Consider the following 19,298-nt stretch of genomic DNA (forward strand, 5'->3'; position numbering starts at 1 on the left):
ACCCTGCCGCCATGAACACTGCCGACACAGCCCAGCCGCCGGATGTCCTCGTCATTGCCGAGGCCGGTGTCAATCACAATGGCGACCCGGAACTGGCTCTGGAACTGGTGCGCGCGGCCGCCCGCGCCGGCGCCGACGCGGTCAAGTTCCAGACCTTCAATCCGGATGCGCTGGTAGCCGCCGACGCCGCCACCGCAGCCTACCAGAAGCGGGCGACGGGGATCGACGATCAGCGCGAGATGCTGCGCCGTCTCGCCCTGCCGGCGGCGGCGCTCGCCGCGCTCTACGATTGCTGCGGCGAACTCGGGATCGAATTCCTGTCGACACCGTTCGACGCCGGATCGGCCGAGACTCTGGCCGAGCTGGGCGTGGACCGTTTCAAGATCGGCTCCGGCGATGTGACCAACCTGCCGCTGCTGCGCCAGGTGGCGGCCTATGGACGGCCCGTGATCCTGTCGACGGGCATGGCCGATCTCGCCGAGATCGACGAGGCCGTCGCGGCGCTGGCGGCCGTCCGGGACCGGCTGACCATTCTCCATTGCGTCTCCGCCTATCCGACCCCGGTCGAACAGGCCAACCTGCGAGCGATCGCGACCCTGCGGGAGCGTTATGGCGGGGCGGTGGGCTATTCCGATCACACGCTGGGTGCCGCAGCGGCACTGGCGGCGGTGGCGCTCGGTGCGGTGGCGATCGAAAAACACCTCACCCTGGACCGGACCATGGCGGGGCCGGATCACGCCGCCTCCCTGGAGCCGGACGACTTCGCGGCGATGGTGGCCGGCATCCGCGAGGTCGCGCGGGCGCTGGGCAGCGGCGAGAAGATACCGCAGCCCGACGAGCTGGAGACCCGCGCCGTTGCCCGGCGGGGCCTGAAACTGAAACGCGACCTGCCGGCCGGTCACGTGCTGACGTCCGGTGACATCGCCGTGCTGCGTCCGGAGACGGGGCTGCATCCCCGGCACCTGGACGAACTGGCGGGCCGGCGGCTGAAGGCGGCCGGTCGCGCGGGCGCGCCGATCGAATGGAACGACATTCAACCATGACCCGGCGCGTGGTCTACGTCACCGGTACGCGGGCCGATTTCGGACTGATGCGGCGGACGCTGGCCGAGATCGAAGGCCGCGCCGGCCTGGATCTCTCGCTGGTGGTGACCGGCATGCATCTCTCGCCCGGTCATGGCCGCACCGTGAGCGAGATCGAGGCGAGCGGATTCACCATCCGCGACCTGGTGCCGGCGGAGCACGCCGACGACGGGGAAACGGACGATGCCGGGGCCATGAGTGCGGCCATCGGGCGGCTGGTGGTCGCGCTGTCCCGATCCTTCGCCGCCGAACGCCCGGACATGGTGCTGCTGCTGGGCGACCGCGGCGAGATGCTGGCCGGCGCCATCGCTGCCCTGCACGCGGGCGCCGCCGGCGTGCACATACATGGCGGGGAGCGGTCGGGGACCGTCGACGAGCCGGTGCGTCACGCGATTTCCAAGCTTTGTCACCTCCATCTCGCCGCGACCGAGGATGCCGCCGAACGGCTGCGGCGCCTGGGCGAGGACGCCTGGCGCATCCGGGTGGTGGGCGCGCCGGGGCTGGACGACATCGGCGCACGCGGCGGCCGCGACCGCGCGGCGCTCTGCGCCGAGGCCGGGCTGGATCCGGCGCGGCCGGTGGCCGTGGTGCTGTTTCATCCTGTCGTTCAGGACGCCGCCGCCGGCGGCCAGCAGATGACGGCGGTGCTCGCGGCTGTGGCTGCCGAGGGCTTGCAAATGCTGTTGCTGGCCCCGAATTCGGACGCCGGCGGCGTCGCCGTGCGCCGTGCGGCAGACCGCTTCGCGGAAGTATCGCCGGTGGCGCTGCGCCGGGAGACGCACCTGTCGCGCGCTGCCTATCTCGACTGGCTGGCGGCGGCCGATCTGCTGATCGGGAACTCCTCCAGCGGCGTCATCGAATCGGCCAGCCTCGGCATCCCCTGCGTCAATGTCGGCGACCGCCAGAATGCACGCCTACGCAACGCCAACGTGTTCGACGTTCCTGACTACAGGCCGGCGTCTCTGGCGGCAGGAATACGGCAGGCGCTGGCGGCAGGGCGCGGCGAATACGCCAATCTCTGGGGTGACGGACGGACCGCACCGCGCATCGCCGACTTCCTGGAGAACGCGGACCTGACGCCGGATGTCTTCCGCAAGCTCAACAGCTACTGACGGCGCGGCAAAAGGGTCCTGACCGCCGCCCGCGCCTCGCGGTTCACCGCCAGCGCCGCGCAGAGACCAGCCATCCCGCCGGCAGCGATGGCGATCGCCGGCAGCCAGGCGTGGCCGGGGGCCACCCGTTCGAGGATCAGACCCGGCGCGGCTGTCGCCACGCCCGAGAGGATAACCGCCAGCCAAAGTTCGGGGCGGATGAGACGTTCGCCAAGGCGGACTGCCTTGCCGGCAGGAGCTCGGAGCAGCACGGACATCGAAACCAGGCCACCACCCGCCGCCGTGAGCAGCACAGCTTCCAGCGGCAAGCCCAGTGCCACGATCGCCAGCGCGCCGCCGACGAACGCTGCAAATCCGCATATTTCGGCGATCATGGGGGCGCTGGTGTCGCCCATCGTATTGAGGACACGCCTCAGGAAAATATTGAGCCCCATCGGCAGCAGGCTGATGCTGTAGATTGCCGTATAGAGACTGATGGCGCGGAGTCCCGCATCGCCGATCTCGCCCCAGCCGAACGCCAGTTCCACAAGCCAGCGGGCATGCACGATCAGCACGGCCGCGGACATGGCGCTCAGCACCAGGGTCCAGAACTGCCCCTGTCCTGCCATCCGGCGCAGACCGGCGATGTCGCCTTCCTGGCCCTCGCGCGGGGCGAGACCGGCGAGGCGTGGCAGCAATACGGTGGTCAGGGTCATGATGGCGACGCCCAGGGGCAGCAGTACCAGCTTGGTGGCGAAATTGACCGAAGCGAGTGCGCCGACCCCGAACAGCGTGGCAATCGCCCGGAGCGCGAAAGGGTAGAAGAAGACCACCGCCTCCGCGGCTGCGGTGCGGCCGAAATGCGCCAGCAGAATTCGGTCGACCAGCCAGGGGCGGAGTACGAAGCCACCTGCCGCGCCACGGCCGATCGCGAGCACCTGGACCAGCCAGCGAATCAGGGCGCCGGCCAGGATCGCGCCGGCCAGCCACAGCAGTGTGTCGGCATCGGCCGGAATCAGGAGCGCGAAGATCAGCACCAGATTGATGATGGCGGTACCGATGGTGGCGATGAAGAACCGGTTCTGCGCCTGCAGGAAGGCGATCGTCGCGCCGGTCATGGCGGCCACTGGCGCGGACAGCAAGACCGATACTCGGCGCGTTTCTGGATCTCTGAGGCGAACGCACTGGCGATTCCGCGGCGACCCCGCTAACAGAGGCCTCAATTGCGACGATCAATCCTTGGAGAATGTCGGTGAAGACCGAGTGAAATTACAGCGACCTGGCCGACGCCTATCTCAAGCGGCCCGACTACGCCGACCCGGCGATCGACGCCATGCTGCGGATCGCAGGCGTGCCGGCCGGGTCGCGGGTCTGCGATGTAGGGGCGGGCGTCGCGCACCTGACGCTGAAGCTCGCGGAGCGCGGGTTCGAGGTCGACGCGGTGGAGCCCAACGACGCCATGCGCGCCAACGGCGTCAGGCGTACAGAAGCCCTGCCGAACGTCCGCTGGTTCGAAGGCACCGGCGAAGCCACGGGGATGGCCGACGGCGTCTATGCGCTGGTCACGTTCGGAAGCTCCTTCAATGTCTGCGACCGACCCAGGGCTCTGAAGGAGACCGCGCGGATCCTGTCGCCGAGGGGCTGGTTCGCCTGCATGTGGAACCATCGCGAACTCGACGACCCGATCCAGTGCCGTATCGAGGAGATCATCCGCGACGACATCCCGGGCTATGGCTACGGCACCCGCCGCGAGGATCAGACCGCGGTAATCGCGGAAAGCGGTCTGTTCGAAGATGCGGTGACCGTGTCGGGGCGGGTCGTTCATGCGCAGACCAAGGCCGACTGCGTCGAGGCCTGGCGGTCGCACGCCACGCTGGAGCGGCAGGCGGGCGAGCGTTTCGGCGCCATCGTCGACAACATCTCCGGCTATCTGGACGGTCTGCCCGGCGATTCCATCCAGGTCCCGTACCGGACGAACATCTGGATCGCCCGGCTGCGTTAGGCAAGCCGGCGTCCGCACGCTTCAGCGTCGGTCGAGCCGTTCCAGAACCGTTTCAAGCGTCGCTTCGACGGATCGCCCGGGGTTCCAGGGGACATGCATGTCTGGCGCGTCAGGATAGTCGACCGCCACGTCGAGTCCGGAGACGCTGCTGATCTCGCCTTTGTCGAAACGGCTGTAGATGTCCTTCGGATCGCGCCGTCGTAATTCGTCCAGAGGCACGTCGAGAAAGATCTCGAAATAGTCGCCCAAATTCGCCCGGTTCCAGGCATGCACCTCTCCGAAGAGGGAGATCGTCGCGATCACCACGTCGATTCCCTGGCTTGTGATCAGCTGACAGAGGCGCGCATAGCGCAGCGCCAGCGCCAGCCGTGATTCGCGCGTGTGGCTCGGCGCCGTCGTCGCGTCCGGACCGAGCACTGCGCGCAGTTCATCGCCGTCGAGCAGCAGCACCGGTTGTCCCGCGCCACGCAACCGGTCGGCCAGCGCGCGGGCCAACGTCGACTTGCCTGCGCCCGAAAGCCCGGTGATCCAGATCGTTCGCCCCTGCCGTGTCACGCCGCCTCTCCCTTCGTCGCTTCGACAGCGAGATCCAGGCGCAGATGGGCGAGGGATCTGCGCCGCGAGCGCCCGAGCGCCAGAAGTTCCCGCAGGACCAGAAGCTGTTCCACCAGCCCGAACCGCCGCGCGAGACGGCGCACGCCCCGGTCGTGGGCGATCACCTTGCCCTCGAAGGGCTCGATCCGGGTCGCGGCAATCCACAGGAAGCCGGCGAGGCCGCATCTGGGCGCATCGGCTGGGTCGGGATATCCAGTGGCGACACGGATCGCGCGCGTGAACCATTCGGCGAAACGGTATTCCGCGCTGCTCAATCCGTCTTCCCGGCCGATCGAGCCGGGATATAGCAGGTGGGCGCGCCGGCTCTCGAAGGTGGGAATCGGCCGGCCGTCCGCGCTGTTGCCCAGCCAGTCGAAGCCGCAGACCGTCGACCGCCGCAGGCAGGGTTCGTCGGCAGTCCCGAGCCAGGCGGACAGGCGGGCGAGCATCCGGTCGGGGTCGCCGTGCATGGCGTTGAGGTCGACCAGCCGCAGGTTGTCCTCACGGGGCAGCATGCCGGCAACTGTTTCGATGTTGCGCCAGCATGTCACCGACCAGCCGCGGACATTGCGGCTGAAATTGCGGAAGGATCCGAGGCCCGAGCGCGATTCCAGGGTCTTGAAACTCAGCGCGCTCTCGATCGGGTGCCGGCAAGTGGCCAGCAACTTCGTGTCGGGGAAGTCGCGCAGCATCGCCGGGGCGTCGGCGGTGATGCGGCGGTTGTTGTGATGCTGGAAGACGACATTCCGGATGCGGCGCGGATCCTGGCCGCGCGCCGCCGCCCAGGCGATGGCGAGAGCGGTCACGAGCTTGCGGCCCTGCGAACAGGGCCGGTCCTGCAGTGCGGCCATTGCCTGCCGGAAGGTGCTCTCGAAGTTCGCGCGGCGGGCCTGGAACCAGCTTTCGAGCCGCTTCTGCATGGCCGGGTCGCCGGCGGCGAAGCCGGGTACGCCGTTATGGAAACTGCTGTTGGCGGCAGGCGGGGCGACCACCCGAATCTCTGGGGCGACGGGCAGACCGCGCCGCGGATCGCCGACGTCCTGGAGAACGTGGCCCTGACACCGACCGTCTTCCGCAAGCTCAACAGTTACTGACGGCGCTGCAAAAGGGCCCTGACCGCCGCCCGCGCCTCCCGGTTCATCGCCAGCGCCGCGCCCAACCCGGCGATTCCTCCGATGGCGATGGCGATCGCGGGCAGCCAGTTGTGGCCGGGGGCCATCCGATCCAAGACCAGGCCCGGCGCCGCCGTCGCCAGCGCCGACAGCACGACGGCAGCCCAGAGACCGGGGCGACGGAATTCCCGGACGAGGGACACGCCGCACCGCGACATGGAGGCGAACAGCATGGCGGTGGAAACGAAGCTACCACCAGCAGCGCTGAGCAGTATGGCCTCCAGCGGTCCGTCGGCGGCCAAGACGGCGAGCGCCACCGCTATGAAGGTGGCGAAGCCAATGATCTCCGCCTTCAAAGGAGTTCGCGTGTCGCCCAGCGCGTTGAGGGCGCGGCGCAGGAAGACGTTCAGTCCCATCGGCAGCAGGCTGAGGCTGAAGACGGCAGTGAAGTTGGCGATGTCGGCGAGACCATCAGGGTCGATCTCACCCCAGCCGAAGGCGAGATCCACCAGCCAGGCGCCGTGGACAACCAGCACGGCGATCGCCATCGCGCTCAGCGCAAGGATCCAGAATTGGCCGTGAACCGCCAGCCGCCTGAAGGGGCGGAGATCGCCAGCGTTCCTTTCGTGCGGGGCGAGCCCCGCGAACTGCGGTAGCAGGATGGTCGTCAGGGACATGACAACGACGCCCAGCGGCAGTTGTACCAGCTTGGTAGCGTAGTTCACCGAGGCTAGGGCGCCGACGCCGAAGAGCGTGGCGATTGCTCTTAAGGCGAAGGGATAGAAAAAAACGATAGCTTCTGTCGACGCGGTCCGAACAAAGGCGCTGATCAGCCGCACGTCCACTAGCCAAGGCCGGAATCCCATGTGCCTGATGCTGTCGCGTCCGGCAACAGCCTGCAGCATCAACCATCGCCCGGCGGTCCCCAATAGGATCGCGACAGCCAGATAGTCGAGGACCATTCCTGACGGCGCCACGAGCATCGCCACAACGAGGGTAGCATTAATGATTGCTGCGCCCATCGAGGCAAAGAAGAACCGGTCTTGTGCTTGCAAGAACGCGACACCTGCGCCAGCCATTGCGGCCAGCGGGGCCGAGAGCAATGCGAGGGGAACCAGCGCGATAGCCAGTTCCCGCGAAACTGGGTCGAAGCCTGGCGCCAGCATATCAATCAGAAAGGCCCGCTTCAGGAGCAGCAACGCCACCAATGCGCCAACGGTGACAAGGATCGCGACACTGGCCTGGAACATCAACCGTGCGGCCTGGGTCGGGGTCTGACGATAACGGATGACGAGGATCGCCGTGAAACCGCCCGCGCCAAGCATGTTCACTAGGAGATCCGGAATGCTGACTAGAAAAACGGCGACATCGGCAGCACGGTTGACACCCAGCGTGCCGGCGATCGTCGCCTCCCGGGCGAAGCCGAGTAGTCGGCCGACAAGGAGTGCGCAAGTGATTGCCAGTCCGGATTTAAGAATCGACGAGAGCATTGTGTGATCATCGACGAATGCGGCGGTGCGGCAAGCGCGTGGTCCGGACGAGCCACCTGTATCGGGTTGTCACCCATTGACAGGACGCCGTCCAAACGGCCAAACGATGGCCACGCCGCATATTCACAGCATCCGGCTCTGAAGGGACGCCGGTCAGTTCGTTTTGCATCTTCCAGGAACCAGTCCACCATGCCGCAGTATCCTGCCCGTGTCCCGGTCGATTCGGCCCGATATGCCCCCGACCGCAATGATCCGGAGATCTTTTACGGATTGCCGCGCGAGGTGCGGTTTTGCCGGAAGAGCCTGATTTCCAACCAGCGGCCCAACTCGACCGTAGAATTCAAACACACACGCGATTCGCGCAAGAGCACGATTCATTTCGACGAAAATGGCGTTTCCGACGCGTGGCACGTTGCGCGGATGAAGGACCAGATCGACTGGACGGCCCGCCGAGACGAACTGGAGGCCTTGCTGTCGAAATACCGCCGGAATGACGGTGGCTATGATGTGCTAGTGCCGGGTTCCGGCGGCAAGGACAGTTTTTACGCCGCACATGTCCTGAAATATGAATTCGGGATGCACCCGCTGACGGTGACCTGGGCACCGCACATCTACACTGACTGGGGATGGAAGAACCAGCAGGCTTGGATCCATGCTGGTTTTGACAACTATCTAATGACGCCGAACGGTCGGGTCCATCGCCTGCTCACCCGTCTCGCGGTCGAGAATATCCTGCACCCGTTCCAGCCCTTCATCCTGGGCCAAAAGCAGCTTGCGCCAAAGATGGCGGCGTTGTTCAACATCCCGCTGGTGATGTTCGGCGAGAACGAAGCCGAGTACGGCAATCCCAAAGCGGATGCTGATCAGGCCCGGCGCGATTGGGATTACTTTTCCGCGTCCGACGAGAGCGAAGTTCATCTGGGTGGTACGTCGATTCGCGATCTGGTTGACAAGTTCGGACTGCACCGGGCTGATCTCCAGCCCTACATGCCGGCGAATCCCGAAGACCTGAGACAGGTTGGCGTCGACGTGCACTATCTGGGCTATTATCTGCCCTGGCACCCGCAAGGCGCGTACTACTATGCGGTCGAACACGGTGGCTTCCAAGCGTCGCCCGAGCGCACTGCCGGTACCTATTCAAAGTACAATTCGATCGACGACAAGATCGACGACTTCCATTACTACACGACCTACATTAAGTTCGGTATTGGTCGGGCAATGTATGATGCGAGTCAGGAGATTCGCTCAGGCGAGATCGATTTTGAGGAGGCCAAAGCGCTGGTGCGGCGCTATGATGGGGAATTCCCGGAACGCTTTGCCGACGAGATTTTTGAGTATATGTCGCTGCCACCCGAGGAATTCCCGGTAGCCAGCAAGCAGTTCGAGCAGCCGATCATGGATCGCGCCTATTTCGACAACCTCTGCGACCGTTTCCGCTCGCCGCATCTTTGGATGTTGAATGAGGGGCAGTGGGAACTGCGCCACAAGGCGTGGGAGGAGGCCGAAGAACTGGTGGAGACAGCTTCTTGAGCCAGCGGCGTACACGATTGATCGCCCGCCTCGACGTCAAGGGCAAGAACCTGATCAAGGGCGTTCAACTTGAGGGTCTTCGTGTTGTCGGCGATCCGCAGACATACGCAACCGGTTATTACGAGACAGGCATTGATGAATTGATATATATGGATGTTGTCGCCAGTCTCTATCAGCGTAACAATCTGGCCGATGTCGTCTTGCGCGCCACCGAGAACATCTTCGTTCCTCTGACTGTCGGCGGTGGTATTCGTTCGCCGGAAAATGTCGAAACCTTATTGCGGGCTGGTGCGGACAAAATAGCGATCAACACCGCCGCCGTGCGGCGCCCGGAACTGATCACGGAGCTATCCCGGATGTTCGGGTCACAGTGCATTGTGCTTTCCATAGAAGCCAAACGCCAAGGCGAAGCTTGGGAGGCGTATACCGACAATGGCCGCGAACGCACTGGTATTGACGCCGTACAATGGGCACGACGGGGCGAGGAACTGGGCGCTGGCGAGATTCTCGTGACTTCGGTCGACATGGAGGGGCGTCGCAGGGGCTTCGACGTTGAACTCGTCTGCGAGATCACCCGGCAGGTCGATATCCCGGTGATCGCCAGCGGAGGCATGGGCGAAGCTGCCCATCTGCTGGACGTCGTGGAGCGGGGGGGGGCCGATGCCGTGGCCATGGCTCACGTGCTTCACCATGAGGTTGTCAAACTACCCGAGTTGCGAAATGCACTGGTTGGGGCAGGACTCAGCATTCGCAACGTTGACTGGTGTCGTTGAGCATGGCCGGGCCCTCGGTCTCGATACTCGACTACGGCGTCGGCAACCTCCGCAGCGTCGCACGCGCATTTGAAGTCTGCGGTGCGGCGCCAATCCTCGCAAGTTCGCCGAAGGAAGCCGCGCGCGCGGAGCGTCTCGTCATTCCGGGGGTTGGCGCTTTCGGGTCTTGTGTTGCCGCTATTCGGAAACGGGGTTTCCATGAAACGATCGAGGAAGTCGTCCGTCTGCGGCAGCGCCCGGTAATGGGCATCTGCGTCGGTATGCAGATGCTCTTGGATGAGAGCGAGGAATTCGGCCCTGTGACGGGTTTCGGCTATCTGCCGGGCGGCGTGGTCGGCTTGGCGAAGGAACTGGGCGAAACACGCCGCAAAGTGCCGCACGTTGGATGGGCAGCACTGATACCGCCAGAGGAAAATGTGGAGCGCTGGAATGGCACACCGCTCGAAGGGGTGCGCCCGGGGGATGAGGTCTATTTCGTGCACAGCTTTCACGCTGCGCCCGCGAACCGACAGCACTATCTCGCTGGCGCTGACTACCTTGGCGACAGCGTCTGTGCCGCCGTCCACCACGAAAACCTGGTTGGTTTCCAGTTTCACCCGGAAAAGAGCGGTCCCGTGGGGCTGGCTATCCTGCGGCGCTTTCTGGAAATGGGCTAGACTGCTCCAGGAAGGGACGAATTCCGATGAGATTACGAACTCCAGTGCGGATCGGTTCCCGAATGCTCGGCGGTGGCAATCCACCGCTCTTGCTGCCCGATATCGACATGTTCTTCAACGCGGATATTGCCATGGCGCAACATATGGTCAAAGCGGTCAGGGACGCTGGGCTAACCATCATCAAGGCGGCGGTCCTGCACGACGAGGCAATCGCGCTGAATTGTGGCACCATGGAAACTTTTCTCGACAATAGGGGCCGCCCGGTCACGGTCGACTACCGCCGTCTGATCAGCAAGAAGGTGATCAGCAAGGACGAACACAGGCGGCTGTTCCGTTTCATTCAAGATACCGGTCTCGAATTGGTGCTTTCCGTATACGATCTGGAGGGGCTGAATCTCGCCGTCGACAGCGGCGCCGTGGCCATCAAGATCCCTTCCTCGAACATAACCCATCAGCCCCTCATTGCCGCGGCTGCCTTGGCACCGGTTCCGCTGATCGTGGACACCGGGAAATCGACTATGGTGGAAATCGCTCGCGCCCTGGAATGGGCGGCGCCGGCACGCGAACGAGGCTTGATCGTCGAGCACTCGCCGGAGGCGCCGCCAGCCCCGCTTGCGCGTCACCAACTGATGATGATCCCCCGGCTCGCTGAAACTTTCGACCTCAATGCCGGGCTCTCCGATCATCATCATGGCAATGAGATGATGTTGGCAGCGACGGCGCTTGGGGCCGTCGTTCTGGAAAAGGGTTTGACGGTCGATGATCCGGATTCCGACCAAGACGTCTATCATGCGATGCGTCTTTCCGACCTCAAGCCCCTTCGCCGTCAGGTCGAGATGATCTACGACGCCTTGGGCGATGGTCGGAGAACCCGGCCTTCGGACCGGCCCGTCCCCCATTCGCGCATGGGAGCAGTGGCCGCACGCGGATTGTCCACGGGCGAGATGCTGAGCCTTTCGAATGTCGGGTTCGCACTGCCCCCGCTGGGCGTCGGCGCCGAGCATTGGCCAATCATCGAAGGCTGGCAGGCTCGGCGCGAAGTGGCGGCCGGTGAGCCAGTCGGCTGGGAAGACATTGAGCCTCCTTCCTGATCGTCCCCCGGCGCCGCCGGGAATGAGCGCACGGCGTTGGGTGTGCGCCGACCCGGAGACCGCCGCCAGCCTTTGTGCCACCGTTCGGACCGAGTTGGACGAGATCAACCGCGTCGAGCGCCCCGAAGGAACGGCCGACGCGTCCGAATTGCGGTACTTCAGGCTCGTCGGTCGAACCGGAGCCTGCTTCGTGAAGGCAATTCCGGAATCGGCTGTTTCGACGGGAATCGCAGCAGAAGCCATCGCACGGGGCGTCCGGCTGCTCGGTGTCGGAGTGTGCACCATGATTGTGCCGGAGCCGCTACGATGGACGGACGGAAGATGGTTGTTCGTCTATCCTTGGGTCGAGGCAGCTACGATTCCGCCCGAACCGGATTCGCTGCGTAGGCTGGGCTTCAGGATTGCACAGTTGCATGGGGCGCTGCGGCGGATACCGTCCGAACTGCGCGATGATGTGGCGTCTCGCTCGGACGAGCGAGTACGCTGGCTACTTGCCGGCAATCGCGATCTGTCGGCCTTCGCGGAGCGATTGCATCGCCTTTCAATGCGTTGGGCCGCGGATCATGTCTCATCCTTGTCGACACATCCTTGGGCGGTGCTTTCCAGCTTGCCGCAACAGGTGATCCACGGTGACCTGAATGCTGGCAATGTGCTTTGGCGTGAAGACACAGAAAAAGAGTTTGTTTTCCTCGACTTCGAGGAGGCCACGCGCCAGTACCTGCCGACGGCAGTCGACCTCGCCCTGGCCTTCGAACGTATCGTCCTGGACGTCGTCTCCGAAGCGTCGCTCTGTGCACAGTGTCTCGATGCTCTGTTCAATGGCTATGCGGTGGGCGAGGGAGAAGCAGCGGCTGCGGCGGCAGCCGACGGGTTTCGCGCTGCGCTGGACTGGAACCTGCTGACGCCACTGACGATCCTGGCCGATTTCCGGGCCACGGGGCGAGACTGGCCGGATGAGGAATGGGAGAAATTCCATCGTCTGGCCGACATGCACGTACGGTTCAGGCCCGCAATGGAGGCGACGCTGCCGAGGTGGCGCAAATGAGGGCCAAGCGAGTACTGGCCGTCTGCTATGGCGCTGGCCATGTCAACATGGTGTTGCCGGTATTGCGTGAACTGAAGCGGATGGGCGGCTTCGAGATCGTTGCGCTCGGCCTGACAACCGCTTGGGATCGGCTCGATGCTGCCGGGTTCGCACCGCTCCGTGTCCGCGATCTGGTTGACCCGGAACTTGACGCTGAGGCGCTGCGCGTCGGCGCCGAGCTCGCTCTCGATCTATCGCCTGGCGGCCCTGTGCCCGAATGGGAATCCGCTGCCTATCTCGGCATTTCCTATCGTGAACTCGTCGAGGACGTGGGGGAGGCGAGGGCGGCACAGCTCTATCGTGAAAGGGGCCGCGCCGCCTTCCTGCCCTCGCGTTTCGCGAGGCGTGCAATCGAACGGCTCCAGCCGGACGTGCTGCTGACCACCAATTCGCCGAGGATGGAACGCGCGTTCCTTCAGGCAGCAGATGAGCTGGGTCTGCCCAATGTGGTGATCTGGCCGTCGCTTGCGGACGGCGAGGCCGAATGGGTCGGTCGCCCGCGGAAGAACGCCATTGTCTGCATCGACAATGACTGGGCGGCGCAACGGTTGCGCGCGGCGGGCGCGAACGACGAGATGCTGCGCATGACAGGCGGTCCGCAATATGAACACCTTTTCGCGCCGGATCTGAAGGCTAGGGCGGCCGCCTTTCGGGAAAGCCATGGCTGGGGTGATCGGTTCGTACTGCTATGGGTCTCGCAGCTTCACGGACCCGTGCATCCGTTGACCGGAGAGGCGGCGGACCCGGGGTTGCCGGCGCGAATTGAAGGCCGGCTGGTCGAGGAAGTCGGTCGGCGGGCCGACCGGATGCATCTCGCGATACGCTATCACCCGAACGAACTGATCCGCGAGGGCAATCGGCCGGAATGGGTCTCGGTGAATCGCCGCGACGACGACCTCCACGTCGTCCTACACGCAGTCGACGCAATGGTGACGATCAATTCCAGCGTCAGCTATCAGGCCGCCCTGCTCGGCAAGCCGGTACTGCAATATATGGACTCACCGTACGCCCGGTTCTTTCCTTTCGACAAGGTAGGAATTGCCCGCCCACTTCGCCAATTGGCGGCGATCCCGTTTGAACTCAATCATTTGCAAAAATGCCAATATGAATCTCAAATTACAAATGCCGATCAATTGAATTCAGCATTAAGGGTTTCAATTGAGATGGTTAAATTAACAAATGGAGGTTCAATTCCCAGAACTTAAAATATTACCTCTTTGCCCCAATAAAAATATAATGTGAACCAATTCCTTCATTGACGTCAATAGTTGAGCTATAATATCCAATTTTTAACGTCTTGAAGACATAAAAGACCGAAGAGAGATGCTCTTTCGATTCAATAAAACGGACATAATGCTTTCCTTTTAGACGCTTATGATTTGACAGATCGATTTCTTCGAGACCGTTTTGCTGTATACCCTTGGAATACATAGACCAATAAGAATCTCTTGCCATCATGGTTGCCAAAATTATACCCCCTTGTTTTAATAGAGAGTCAAATTCTCTAAGTCTTTTTTCAAAAGTAGTTGGAGTTAAAAAATACAAAACCTGATTACTAAAAATAACATCAAACTTCTGTGATAATACATTGTTAAGATTTGAATTATCATCTATCTTAAAGAAATTATCCTGATAGTCTGGGTTAATCGACCTAGCTTCTTCCAAAGCGCCTTCAACAATATCAACACCGTATATATCAAATCCCTTGTCAGAAAAATACTTTGTATGCGTTCCATTCCAGCATCCGAAATCGAGAAGCGACCTTTCGGAAATTTTATCATCAAAGTGCTTTCGAATTACCTGTTCGTATGCGCGAATTATATGTCCATCAGGATATCTTAGTCCATACCCTTCTTTGTGCCGCTGTTGGTATTCTTCTGCGGACGTTTTTGTTTTCAAGTTATGGCTCATGTGTCAAATCGTCCTGTAGATTAAACAATTCAGAGTTCAAGTGTTGATGTAGCCCAACAATACGCGCGCGGCAAGCTTCGGGCTGGGCTCCGGGTAGAGTGTCAGCACGGCGTCCGCGCGCGGCGGAGAAGCGCCGTCGAGTACGGTTCCGATTGTCCCGCGCGTTCGAACAACGCTGGCGAGTCCAAGTTGGACCGGAAGCGGTAACCCACCTGCAGAATGAGTAAGGTACGCATTCATGACATCGGGCTCCTGGAGTAGGTATACGCTGGTCGCTGGCGCAATGCCGGGCCGTGTGCCTAGCACCATCCGGTCCTCGATTGCCGATGAGAAGCAGGACAGGACTAGGCGGGAGCGCGCGAGGTCTTCGCTCAGGACGTTTTCGCCCGTCAGCGTCGGTGGCTTTCGTGTTCCTCGACGTTCCAATCTCTTGCAGAGCATTGCAACTTCGTCATCTGTCTCCCGTGGATGAGGGCGATAATGCCATTCGATGCCTCGCGCCGACAGAAAATCTCCGAGTTCCGATAGGGTTCGAAGGTAACCGGAAAGGTGGTGCAGCGGTTGACCTAGAAACAGCGTATGTTCCGCGCGAACAGGATCCGAATTGTGGTTGACTGCGAAATGGCGAGTTCGTCCCAAGGCACCCACGATGGTGACTCGGTTAACGCCACCAGCGCGGGTCATCTTGGCCGCTTGGTGGTTCGCGACGAGATAATGGGCCGCAGCCCCTTCCACACCATGCACGACCCATCCGGGCCAGTCCTGAACGGAGATGCAGCGTTCCCGCCCGGCGGCGTGCACTAGGGCTTCGTCGACCCCGATATCGGGACCGGAAAGCCCGCCCAGGATTGCGGTCGGTCGGAAATGGTCGATCTCAGCACGGCAACTACCGATGAGGTCGTGTATGGCTGGATCGTTCGGTGAGGCAGCCACGGCGTTGATTCGACGCAACTCGATTTGCGGGTGGTTCCCAAAACGCTTCTTCAGGTGCCCCCATGCGGGCTCGCCGCAAATCATGCGGATCGCGGCGACATCCGTGTTGCCGACGAGTTCAGAGATCACCGGATCAATGGCCAACGCAGCGCCCATGTCGCGCGCTGATACGAGTAGGCGATGCCGAGCCATGCCCGCGATTTGCCCTGTTCTGTCAGCCAAGTCGGAACCCGGGACGTAGCACGAGACCGCGCGCAACTTCGAGATCGTAGAGCGTGTCGATATCGATTGCACGCTCGTACGGGGTGACATGGGCCATCGTATGCTCCCCGTAGAATTTCCGTTCCCTGATCAGATAGTCGGTCCAGACAGCGTAGACGAGCGCGTTCGGCCAGTACTTCGGTTTCGAATCCTGGCGCCGTTTGAGCAAGCCGCCACCATCCATCGGACAGACGCGGCCTTCGGCGTCGATCTCGACGATGTAGCTTGCGGGTTTGGGCAATTCGGAAAAGGTTACACAGCAATCGCCGCCATGTTCGACCAACTGACGCACGGTCGCATCAATGTCATCGGCAATCCGGAATGGCGAGGTAGCCTGCAGCAAGACCACGATATCGTAGCGCGACTCGAGGTTCTCGACCATGTGGATGACAGCCTCCGCTACGGGAATATCGTCGGTTGCCAACTCCGCCGGGCGGAGGAACGGTACCTCGCCTCCGGCTGCCCGGCTTGCCGCCGCGATTTCTTCATCATCGGTGGAGATGACTGTGCGGTCCAGGATCCGAGATCGGACCGCCGCTTCGATCGACCAGGCAATCAGCGGCTTCCCGCCCAAGTCGAGGACATTTTTCCGGGGCAGGCCTTTAGAGCCGCCTCTCGCACAAATGACTGCGAGGACAGAGTGATCTCCGATCATGCACGGCTCCGATGAACGGCAGATGTTCCGGTGAAAGATAGCATCCCGTCGACGACTCGTCATTCTCCGCGGAACGGCAGATTGTCGGTGTCGGGCGGATCGGCTAGGAAGACGATGTCACCCCAACTCACTTTGCTGGATTCGACCATCGCCGTGAAGCGCCTTTTCGACATCGCCGTCTCGCTCGTCGCCCTGCTGGCGCTGTCGCCGCTGCTGCTGGCGGTGGCGCTGGCCGTGGCGTCGACCAGTCCCGGCGGCGCCTTCTACCGCCAGGTCCGCGTCGGCCGCGGCGGACGGCCGTTCCGGATGCTGAAGTTCCGCTCCATGGTCGCCGACGCCGACCGCATCGGCGGTTACTCCACCGCCAGGGGCGACCCCAGGATCACCCGGATCGGCCGCTTCATCCGCCGCACCAGCATCGATGAACTGCCACAGCTCCTGAACGTGCTCGGCGGTTCGATGAGCCTGGTCGGCCCGCGCCCCGACGTACCGGCGCAGGAGGAACTCTATGCGCCCGAGGAATGGCGTGAGCGCCACCGGGTCAGGCCCGGCATTACCGGTCTTGCCCAGGCCCTGGCCCGCAACGAGGCGGGTCCCGGAGAACGCAAGGCCCTGGATCTGCGCTATGTGCGCGAGCAAAGCCTGTGGCTGGACCTCAAGATCATCTGGTGGACGGTCCGGCAGGTGCTGGGCAAGGGCAGCCACTGAGCCCCCGCGCGGGGGCAGGGAAGAGGTTTCTCCTACACCTCGATCTGGTGGCGGGCGGCGTAGTCCTGCAGCATCGGCCGCAGCGTGCGGTCGTCGCGGCCGAGCCAGCCGTTCATCTCCTTGCGCAGCGCCGCGATGTCGGTCGCCAGCACGAGTTCCTTGATCGGGCCGATGGCGTTGGCGCGCATGGAAAGCTGGCGGAAGCCGAGCGCCAGCAGCGCCAGCGCCTCCACGGGCCGGCCGGCCATCTCGCCGCAGATCGAGAAGGGCACCTCGGCCTGCTCGCACTGGCGCGCGATGCGCCGCAGCACCGACAGGAAGGCCGAACTCAGCGGGTCATAGCGGTCGGCGACGCGCGCGCTGCCCCGGTCGACCGCATACATGAACTGCATCAGGTCGTTGGAGCCGACGGAGACGAAGTCCACCAGCGGCAGCAGCGCCGGCAGCCGCCAGACCAGCGCCGGCACCTCCAGCATCACGCCCACGCGGATATGGACAGGCAGCGGATGGCCGCGCCTGCGGGCCCAGTCCAGTTCGCGCTGCAGCACCTCGCGCGCGGCCTTGAACTCGGCGATGTCGGCGACCATCGGGAACATGATGTCCAGTTCCTCGCCGGCGCTGGCGTGGAGCAGGGCGCGGATCTGCATGCGGAACAGGCCCGGATGATCCAGCGAGATGCGGATCGCCCGCCAGCCCATGGCCGGGTTCTCCTCCTTCTCGCGTTTCATGTAGGGCAGCAGCTTGTCGCCGCCGACGTCCAGGGTCCGGAACACCAGCCGGCGGCCGTTGCAGAGTTCGCGCACTGCGCGGTAGTACTCGGTCTGCTCGCGCACCCGGGGCAGGCGCCCGCGCACCATGAAGTGCAGCTCGGTGCGGAACAGGCCGACGCCCGCGGCGCCGGTCTGATCGAGATGGCGCATGTCCAGCAGCAGCCCGGCATTGGCCAGCAGCTCGATGGCGACGCCGTCCCTGGAGACCGCGGGCACGTCCTTCAGCGCCGCCCAGCGCGCCTTCTCCTGCGCGCGCACGCTCTCGATCTCGTCGAAGGCGTCGATGACGTTCTGGTCGGGGCGGATGAAGACCTGGGCGTGCTCCCCGTCGACGATGACCGGGTCACCGGTGTCGATCTGTTCGGTGGCGCCGCGGACATTGCCGATGACGGGGATGTTCATGGCGCGCGCCACGATGGCCATGTGAGAGCCCGACGAGCCTTCCTCCAGCACCACGGCCTTCAGCTTCTCCTCGCCGAAATCGAGGATTTCCGCCGGCCCCATGTCGCGGGCGACCAGCACGATGTCGTCGGGCAGTTCCTCGTTCAGGGCGTTCAGGCCGCCCTGAAGCCGGTTGATCAGGCGGTTGGCCAGGTCGTCCATGTCGGCCATGCGCGCCCGGATATAGGGATCCGGCACCTGGCGGAAGCGGGCCCGGGTCTGGTCGTGGATGCGCTTGACGGCGGCCTGGGCGGTCAGGCCGGCCTCGACCGCTTCCCGCATCCGGCGCTGCCATCCCGGATCGTGCGCGAACATGCGGAAGGCTTCCATGACCTCCCGCGATTCGCCGGCCGCCAGCACCGGCTGGGACAGCATCTCGTCGATCTGGGACTGGATGTCGACGATGGCGGCGTTGAGATCCTCCAGTTCCTGGCCGATGTCGTCGGCGATGGTCCGGGTGATTTCGATCCGGGGCGCGTGCAGCACCGCGGTGCCCATGGCGAAGCCGTCCGAGAGGGGCCGGCCGGTCAGCCGTGCGGCGCGCTTGGTCGCCGTGACCGATTCCGCCAGCACGTTGGGGGAGACCAGAGCGCCGACGCCGACCATTTCGGCGAAGCCCATGGCCACCGTCTCCAGCGCCTCTTCCTCCTCGTCGGTGTAGTTGCGTTCCTTGACGTTCTGCACCACCAGAACGCCGACCACCTTGTTGGCGTAGAGGATCGGCACGCCCAGCATGGAGCGGAACGCTTCCTCGCCCGTCTCCGGCCGGTACTCGTACTGGGGGTGGGAGCGCGCGTCGCGCAATCTGAGCGGTTTGGAAAGCGCGGCGATGTGGCCGACGATGCCGGCCCCCACGTTCAGGCGGGTCTGGTGGATGGCCTCACGCTTCAGGCCTTCGGTGGCGTAGAGTTCCAGTACGCCTCCCGGCTGCATCAGGTAGACCGAGCAGACTTCGGCGACCATGGCGCCGGCGATCAGGCGGACGACCTGCTCCAGGCGTTCCTCCGGCGTCATGCCGCTCCGCATGATCTCGCGGAAGCGGCGCATCAGGAAGCGCGGCCCGGTCATGGCCTGTCCGCCGCTCACGGCGATATCGCCCCTGTGCCGATGTCGT

At 63.5% G+C, this 19,298-nt stretch carries 19 protein-coding genes; 11 read left to right on the plus strand and 8 right to left on the minus strand.

Features of this window, described 5'->3' with window-relative positions:
- The first annotated feature begins 11 nt into the window (after window positions 1–11).
- Together neuB and neuC are read left to right on the plus strand one after the other, a co-directional pair.
- The gene (gene neuB / locus CWC60_RS22540; protein WP_109796165.1) at window positions 12–1,043 is read left to right on the plus strand and encodes an N-acetylneuraminate synthase; all 1,032 of its coding nucleotides are present in this window, start codon (window positions 12–14) and stop codon (window positions 1,041–1,043) included.
- Window positions 1,022–2,194, plus strand: coding sequence for a UDP-N-acetylglucosamine 2-epimerase (neuC, locus tag CWC60_RS22545; RefSeq protein ID WP_206420099.1), 1,173 nt, complete (start codon window positions 1,022–1,024; stop codon window positions 2,192–2,194). Before neuB ends, neuC begins: the two co-directional genes overlap by 22 nt.
- On the opposite strand, the gene CWC60_RS22550 is transcribed toward neuC, so the two are convergent.
- The gene (locus CWC60_RS22550) at window positions 2,188–3,396 is read right to left on the minus strand and encodes a lipid II flippase MurJ (RefSeq protein ID WP_338133097.1); all 1,209 of its coding nucleotides are present in this window, start codon (window positions 3,394–3,396) and stop codon (window positions 2,188–2,190) included. The genes neuC and CWC60_RS22550 overlap by 7 nt on opposite strands.
- A 110-nt stretch (window positions 3,397–3,506) precedes the next feature.
- Here CWC60_RS22550 and CWC60_RS22555 point away from each other — a divergent pair, with 110 nt between their 5' ends.
- The gene (locus CWC60_RS22555) at window positions 3,507–4,175 is read left to right on the plus strand and encodes a class I SAM-dependent methyltransferase (protein ID WP_206420100.1); all 669 of its coding nucleotides are present in this window, start codon (window positions 3,507–3,509) and stop codon (window positions 4,173–4,175) included.
- Between the two features lie 21 nt (window positions 4,176–4,196).
- On the opposite strand, the gene CWC60_RS22560 is transcribed toward CWC60_RS22555, so the two are convergent.
- Together CWC60_RS22560 and CWC60_RS24000 are read right to left on the minus strand one after the other, a co-directional pair.
- On the minus strand, window positions 4,197–4,730 hold the full coding sequence (locus CWC60_RS22560; protein WP_206420101.1) for an adenylyl-sulfate kinase: 534 nt from the start codon (window positions 4,728–4,730) through the stop codon (window positions 4,197–4,199).
- On the minus strand, window positions 4,727–5,689 hold the full coding sequence (locus tag CWC60_RS24000) for a hypothetical protein (RefSeq protein ID WP_206420102.1): 963 nt from the start codon (window positions 5,687–5,689) through the stop codon (window positions 4,727–4,729). Before CWC60_RS24000 ends, CWC60_RS22560 begins: the two co-directional genes overlap by 4 nt.
- A gap of 36 nt (window positions 5,690–5,725) precedes the next feature.
- Between CWC60_RS24000 and CWC60_RS24005 the strand changes: the two genes are divergently transcribed.
- Window positions 5,726–5,863: a hypothetical protein gene (locus tag CWC60_RS24005; RefSeq protein WP_165787528.1), complete on the plus strand. Its 138-nt coding sequence runs from the start codon at window positions 5,726–5,728 to the stop codon at window positions 5,861–5,863.
- Here the strand turns inward: CWC60_RS24005 and murJ are convergent.
- Window positions 5,857–7,371, minus strand: a complete 1,515-nt coding sequence (gene murJ / locus CWC60_RS22565; protein WP_109796169.1) for a murein biosynthesis integral membrane protein MurJ — start codon at window positions 7,369–7,371, stop codon at window positions 5,857–5,859. The genes CWC60_RS24005 and murJ overlap by 7 nt on opposite strands.
- 189 nt (window positions 7,372–7,560) lie before the next feature.
- Here murJ and CWC60_RS22570 point away from each other — a divergent pair, with 189 nt between their 5' ends.
- From CWC60_RS22570 to CWC60_RS22595, 6 genes are all read left to right on the plus strand, one after another.
- Window positions 7,561–8,901, plus strand: a complete 1,341-nt coding sequence (locus tag CWC60_RS22570; RefSeq protein WP_109796170.1) for an N-acetyl sugar amidotransferase — start codon at window positions 7,561–7,563, stop codon at window positions 8,899–8,901.
- On the plus strand, window positions 8,898–9,674 hold the full coding sequence (hisF, locus tag CWC60_RS22575; RefSeq protein WP_109796171.1) for an imidazole glycerol phosphate synthase subunit HisF: 777 nt from the start codon (window positions 8,898–8,900) through the stop codon (window positions 9,672–9,674). The genes CWC60_RS22570 and hisF overlap by 4 nt, the downstream gene beginning before the upstream one ends.
- 2 nt (window positions 9,675–9,676) lie before the next feature.
- Window positions 9,677–10,330 (plus strand): imidazole glycerol phosphate synthase subunit HisH, encoded by a 654-nt coding sequence (gene hisH, locus CWC60_RS22580; protein ID WP_109796172.1) that lies wholly within the window; start codon window positions 9,677–9,679, stop codon window positions 10,328–10,330.
- 62 nt (window positions 10,331–10,392) lie between these two features.
- Complete coding sequence (locus CWC60_RS22585; RefSeq protein WP_164516700.1) at window positions 10,393–11,421, plus strand: N-acetylneuraminate synthase family protein; 1,029 nt, start codon at window positions 10,393–10,395, stop codon at window positions 11,419–11,421.
- A gap of 22 nt (window positions 11,422–11,443) precedes the next feature.
- On the plus strand, window positions 11,444–12,466 hold the full coding sequence (locus tag CWC60_RS22590; RefSeq protein WP_109796174.1) for a phosphotransferase enzyme family protein: 1,023 nt from the start codon (window positions 11,444–11,446) through the stop codon (window positions 12,464–12,466).
- Window positions 12,463–13,710 (plus strand): glycosyltransferase family protein, encoded by a 1,248-nt coding sequence (locus CWC60_RS22595; protein ID WP_109796175.1) that lies wholly within the window; start codon window positions 12,463–12,465, stop codon window positions 13,708–13,710. The genes CWC60_RS22590 and CWC60_RS22595 overlap by 4 nt, the downstream gene beginning before the upstream one ends.
- Before the next feature lie 4 nt (window positions 13,711–13,714).
- Here CWC60_RS22595 and CWC60_RS22600 read toward each other — a convergent pair whose 3' ends face one another.
- From CWC60_RS22600 to CWC60_RS22605, 3 genes are all read right to left on the minus strand, one after another.
- Entirely contained in the window at window positions 13,715–14,416 is a 702-nt protein-coding gene (locus tag CWC60_RS22600) for a class I SAM-dependent methyltransferase (RefSeq protein WP_109796176.1), read from the minus strand.
- 36 nt (window positions 14,417–14,452) lie between these two features.
- A complete protein-coding gene (locus CWC60_RS23390) occupies window positions 14,453–15,493 on the minus strand; it encodes a hypothetical protein (protein WP_125182856.1) in 1,041 nt (346 codons plus the stop codon).
- A 70-nt stretch (window positions 15,494–15,563) separates the two neighbouring features.
- Entirely contained in the window at window positions 15,564–16,265 is a 702-nt protein-coding gene (locus CWC60_RS22605; RefSeq protein WP_109796177.1) for an acylneuraminate cytidylyltransferase family protein, read from the minus strand.
- Between the two features lie 114 nt (window positions 16,266–16,379).
- On the opposite strand from CWC60_RS22605, the gene CWC60_RS22610 reads away from it, so the two are divergent.
- A complete protein-coding gene (locus CWC60_RS22610; RefSeq protein ID WP_109796178.1) occupies window positions 16,380–16,973 on the plus strand; it encodes a sugar transferase in 594 nt (197 codons plus the stop codon).
- 32 nt (window positions 16,974–17,005) lie between these two features.
- Here the strand turns inward: CWC60_RS22610 and ptsP are convergent, their stop codons facing one another.
- Entirely contained in the window at window positions 17,006–19,270 is a 2,265-nt protein-coding gene (gene ptsP, locus CWC60_RS22615) for a phosphoenolpyruvate--protein phosphotransferase (RefSeq protein ID WP_206420104.1), read from the minus strand.
- Window positions 19,271–19,298 lie beyond the last annotated feature (28 nt).

It is taken from the genome of Minwuia thermotolerans (assembly GCF_002924445.1).
Classification (GTDB): Bacteria; Pseudomonadota; Alphaproteobacteria; order Minwuiales; family Minwuiaceae; genus Minwuia; species Minwuia thermotolerans.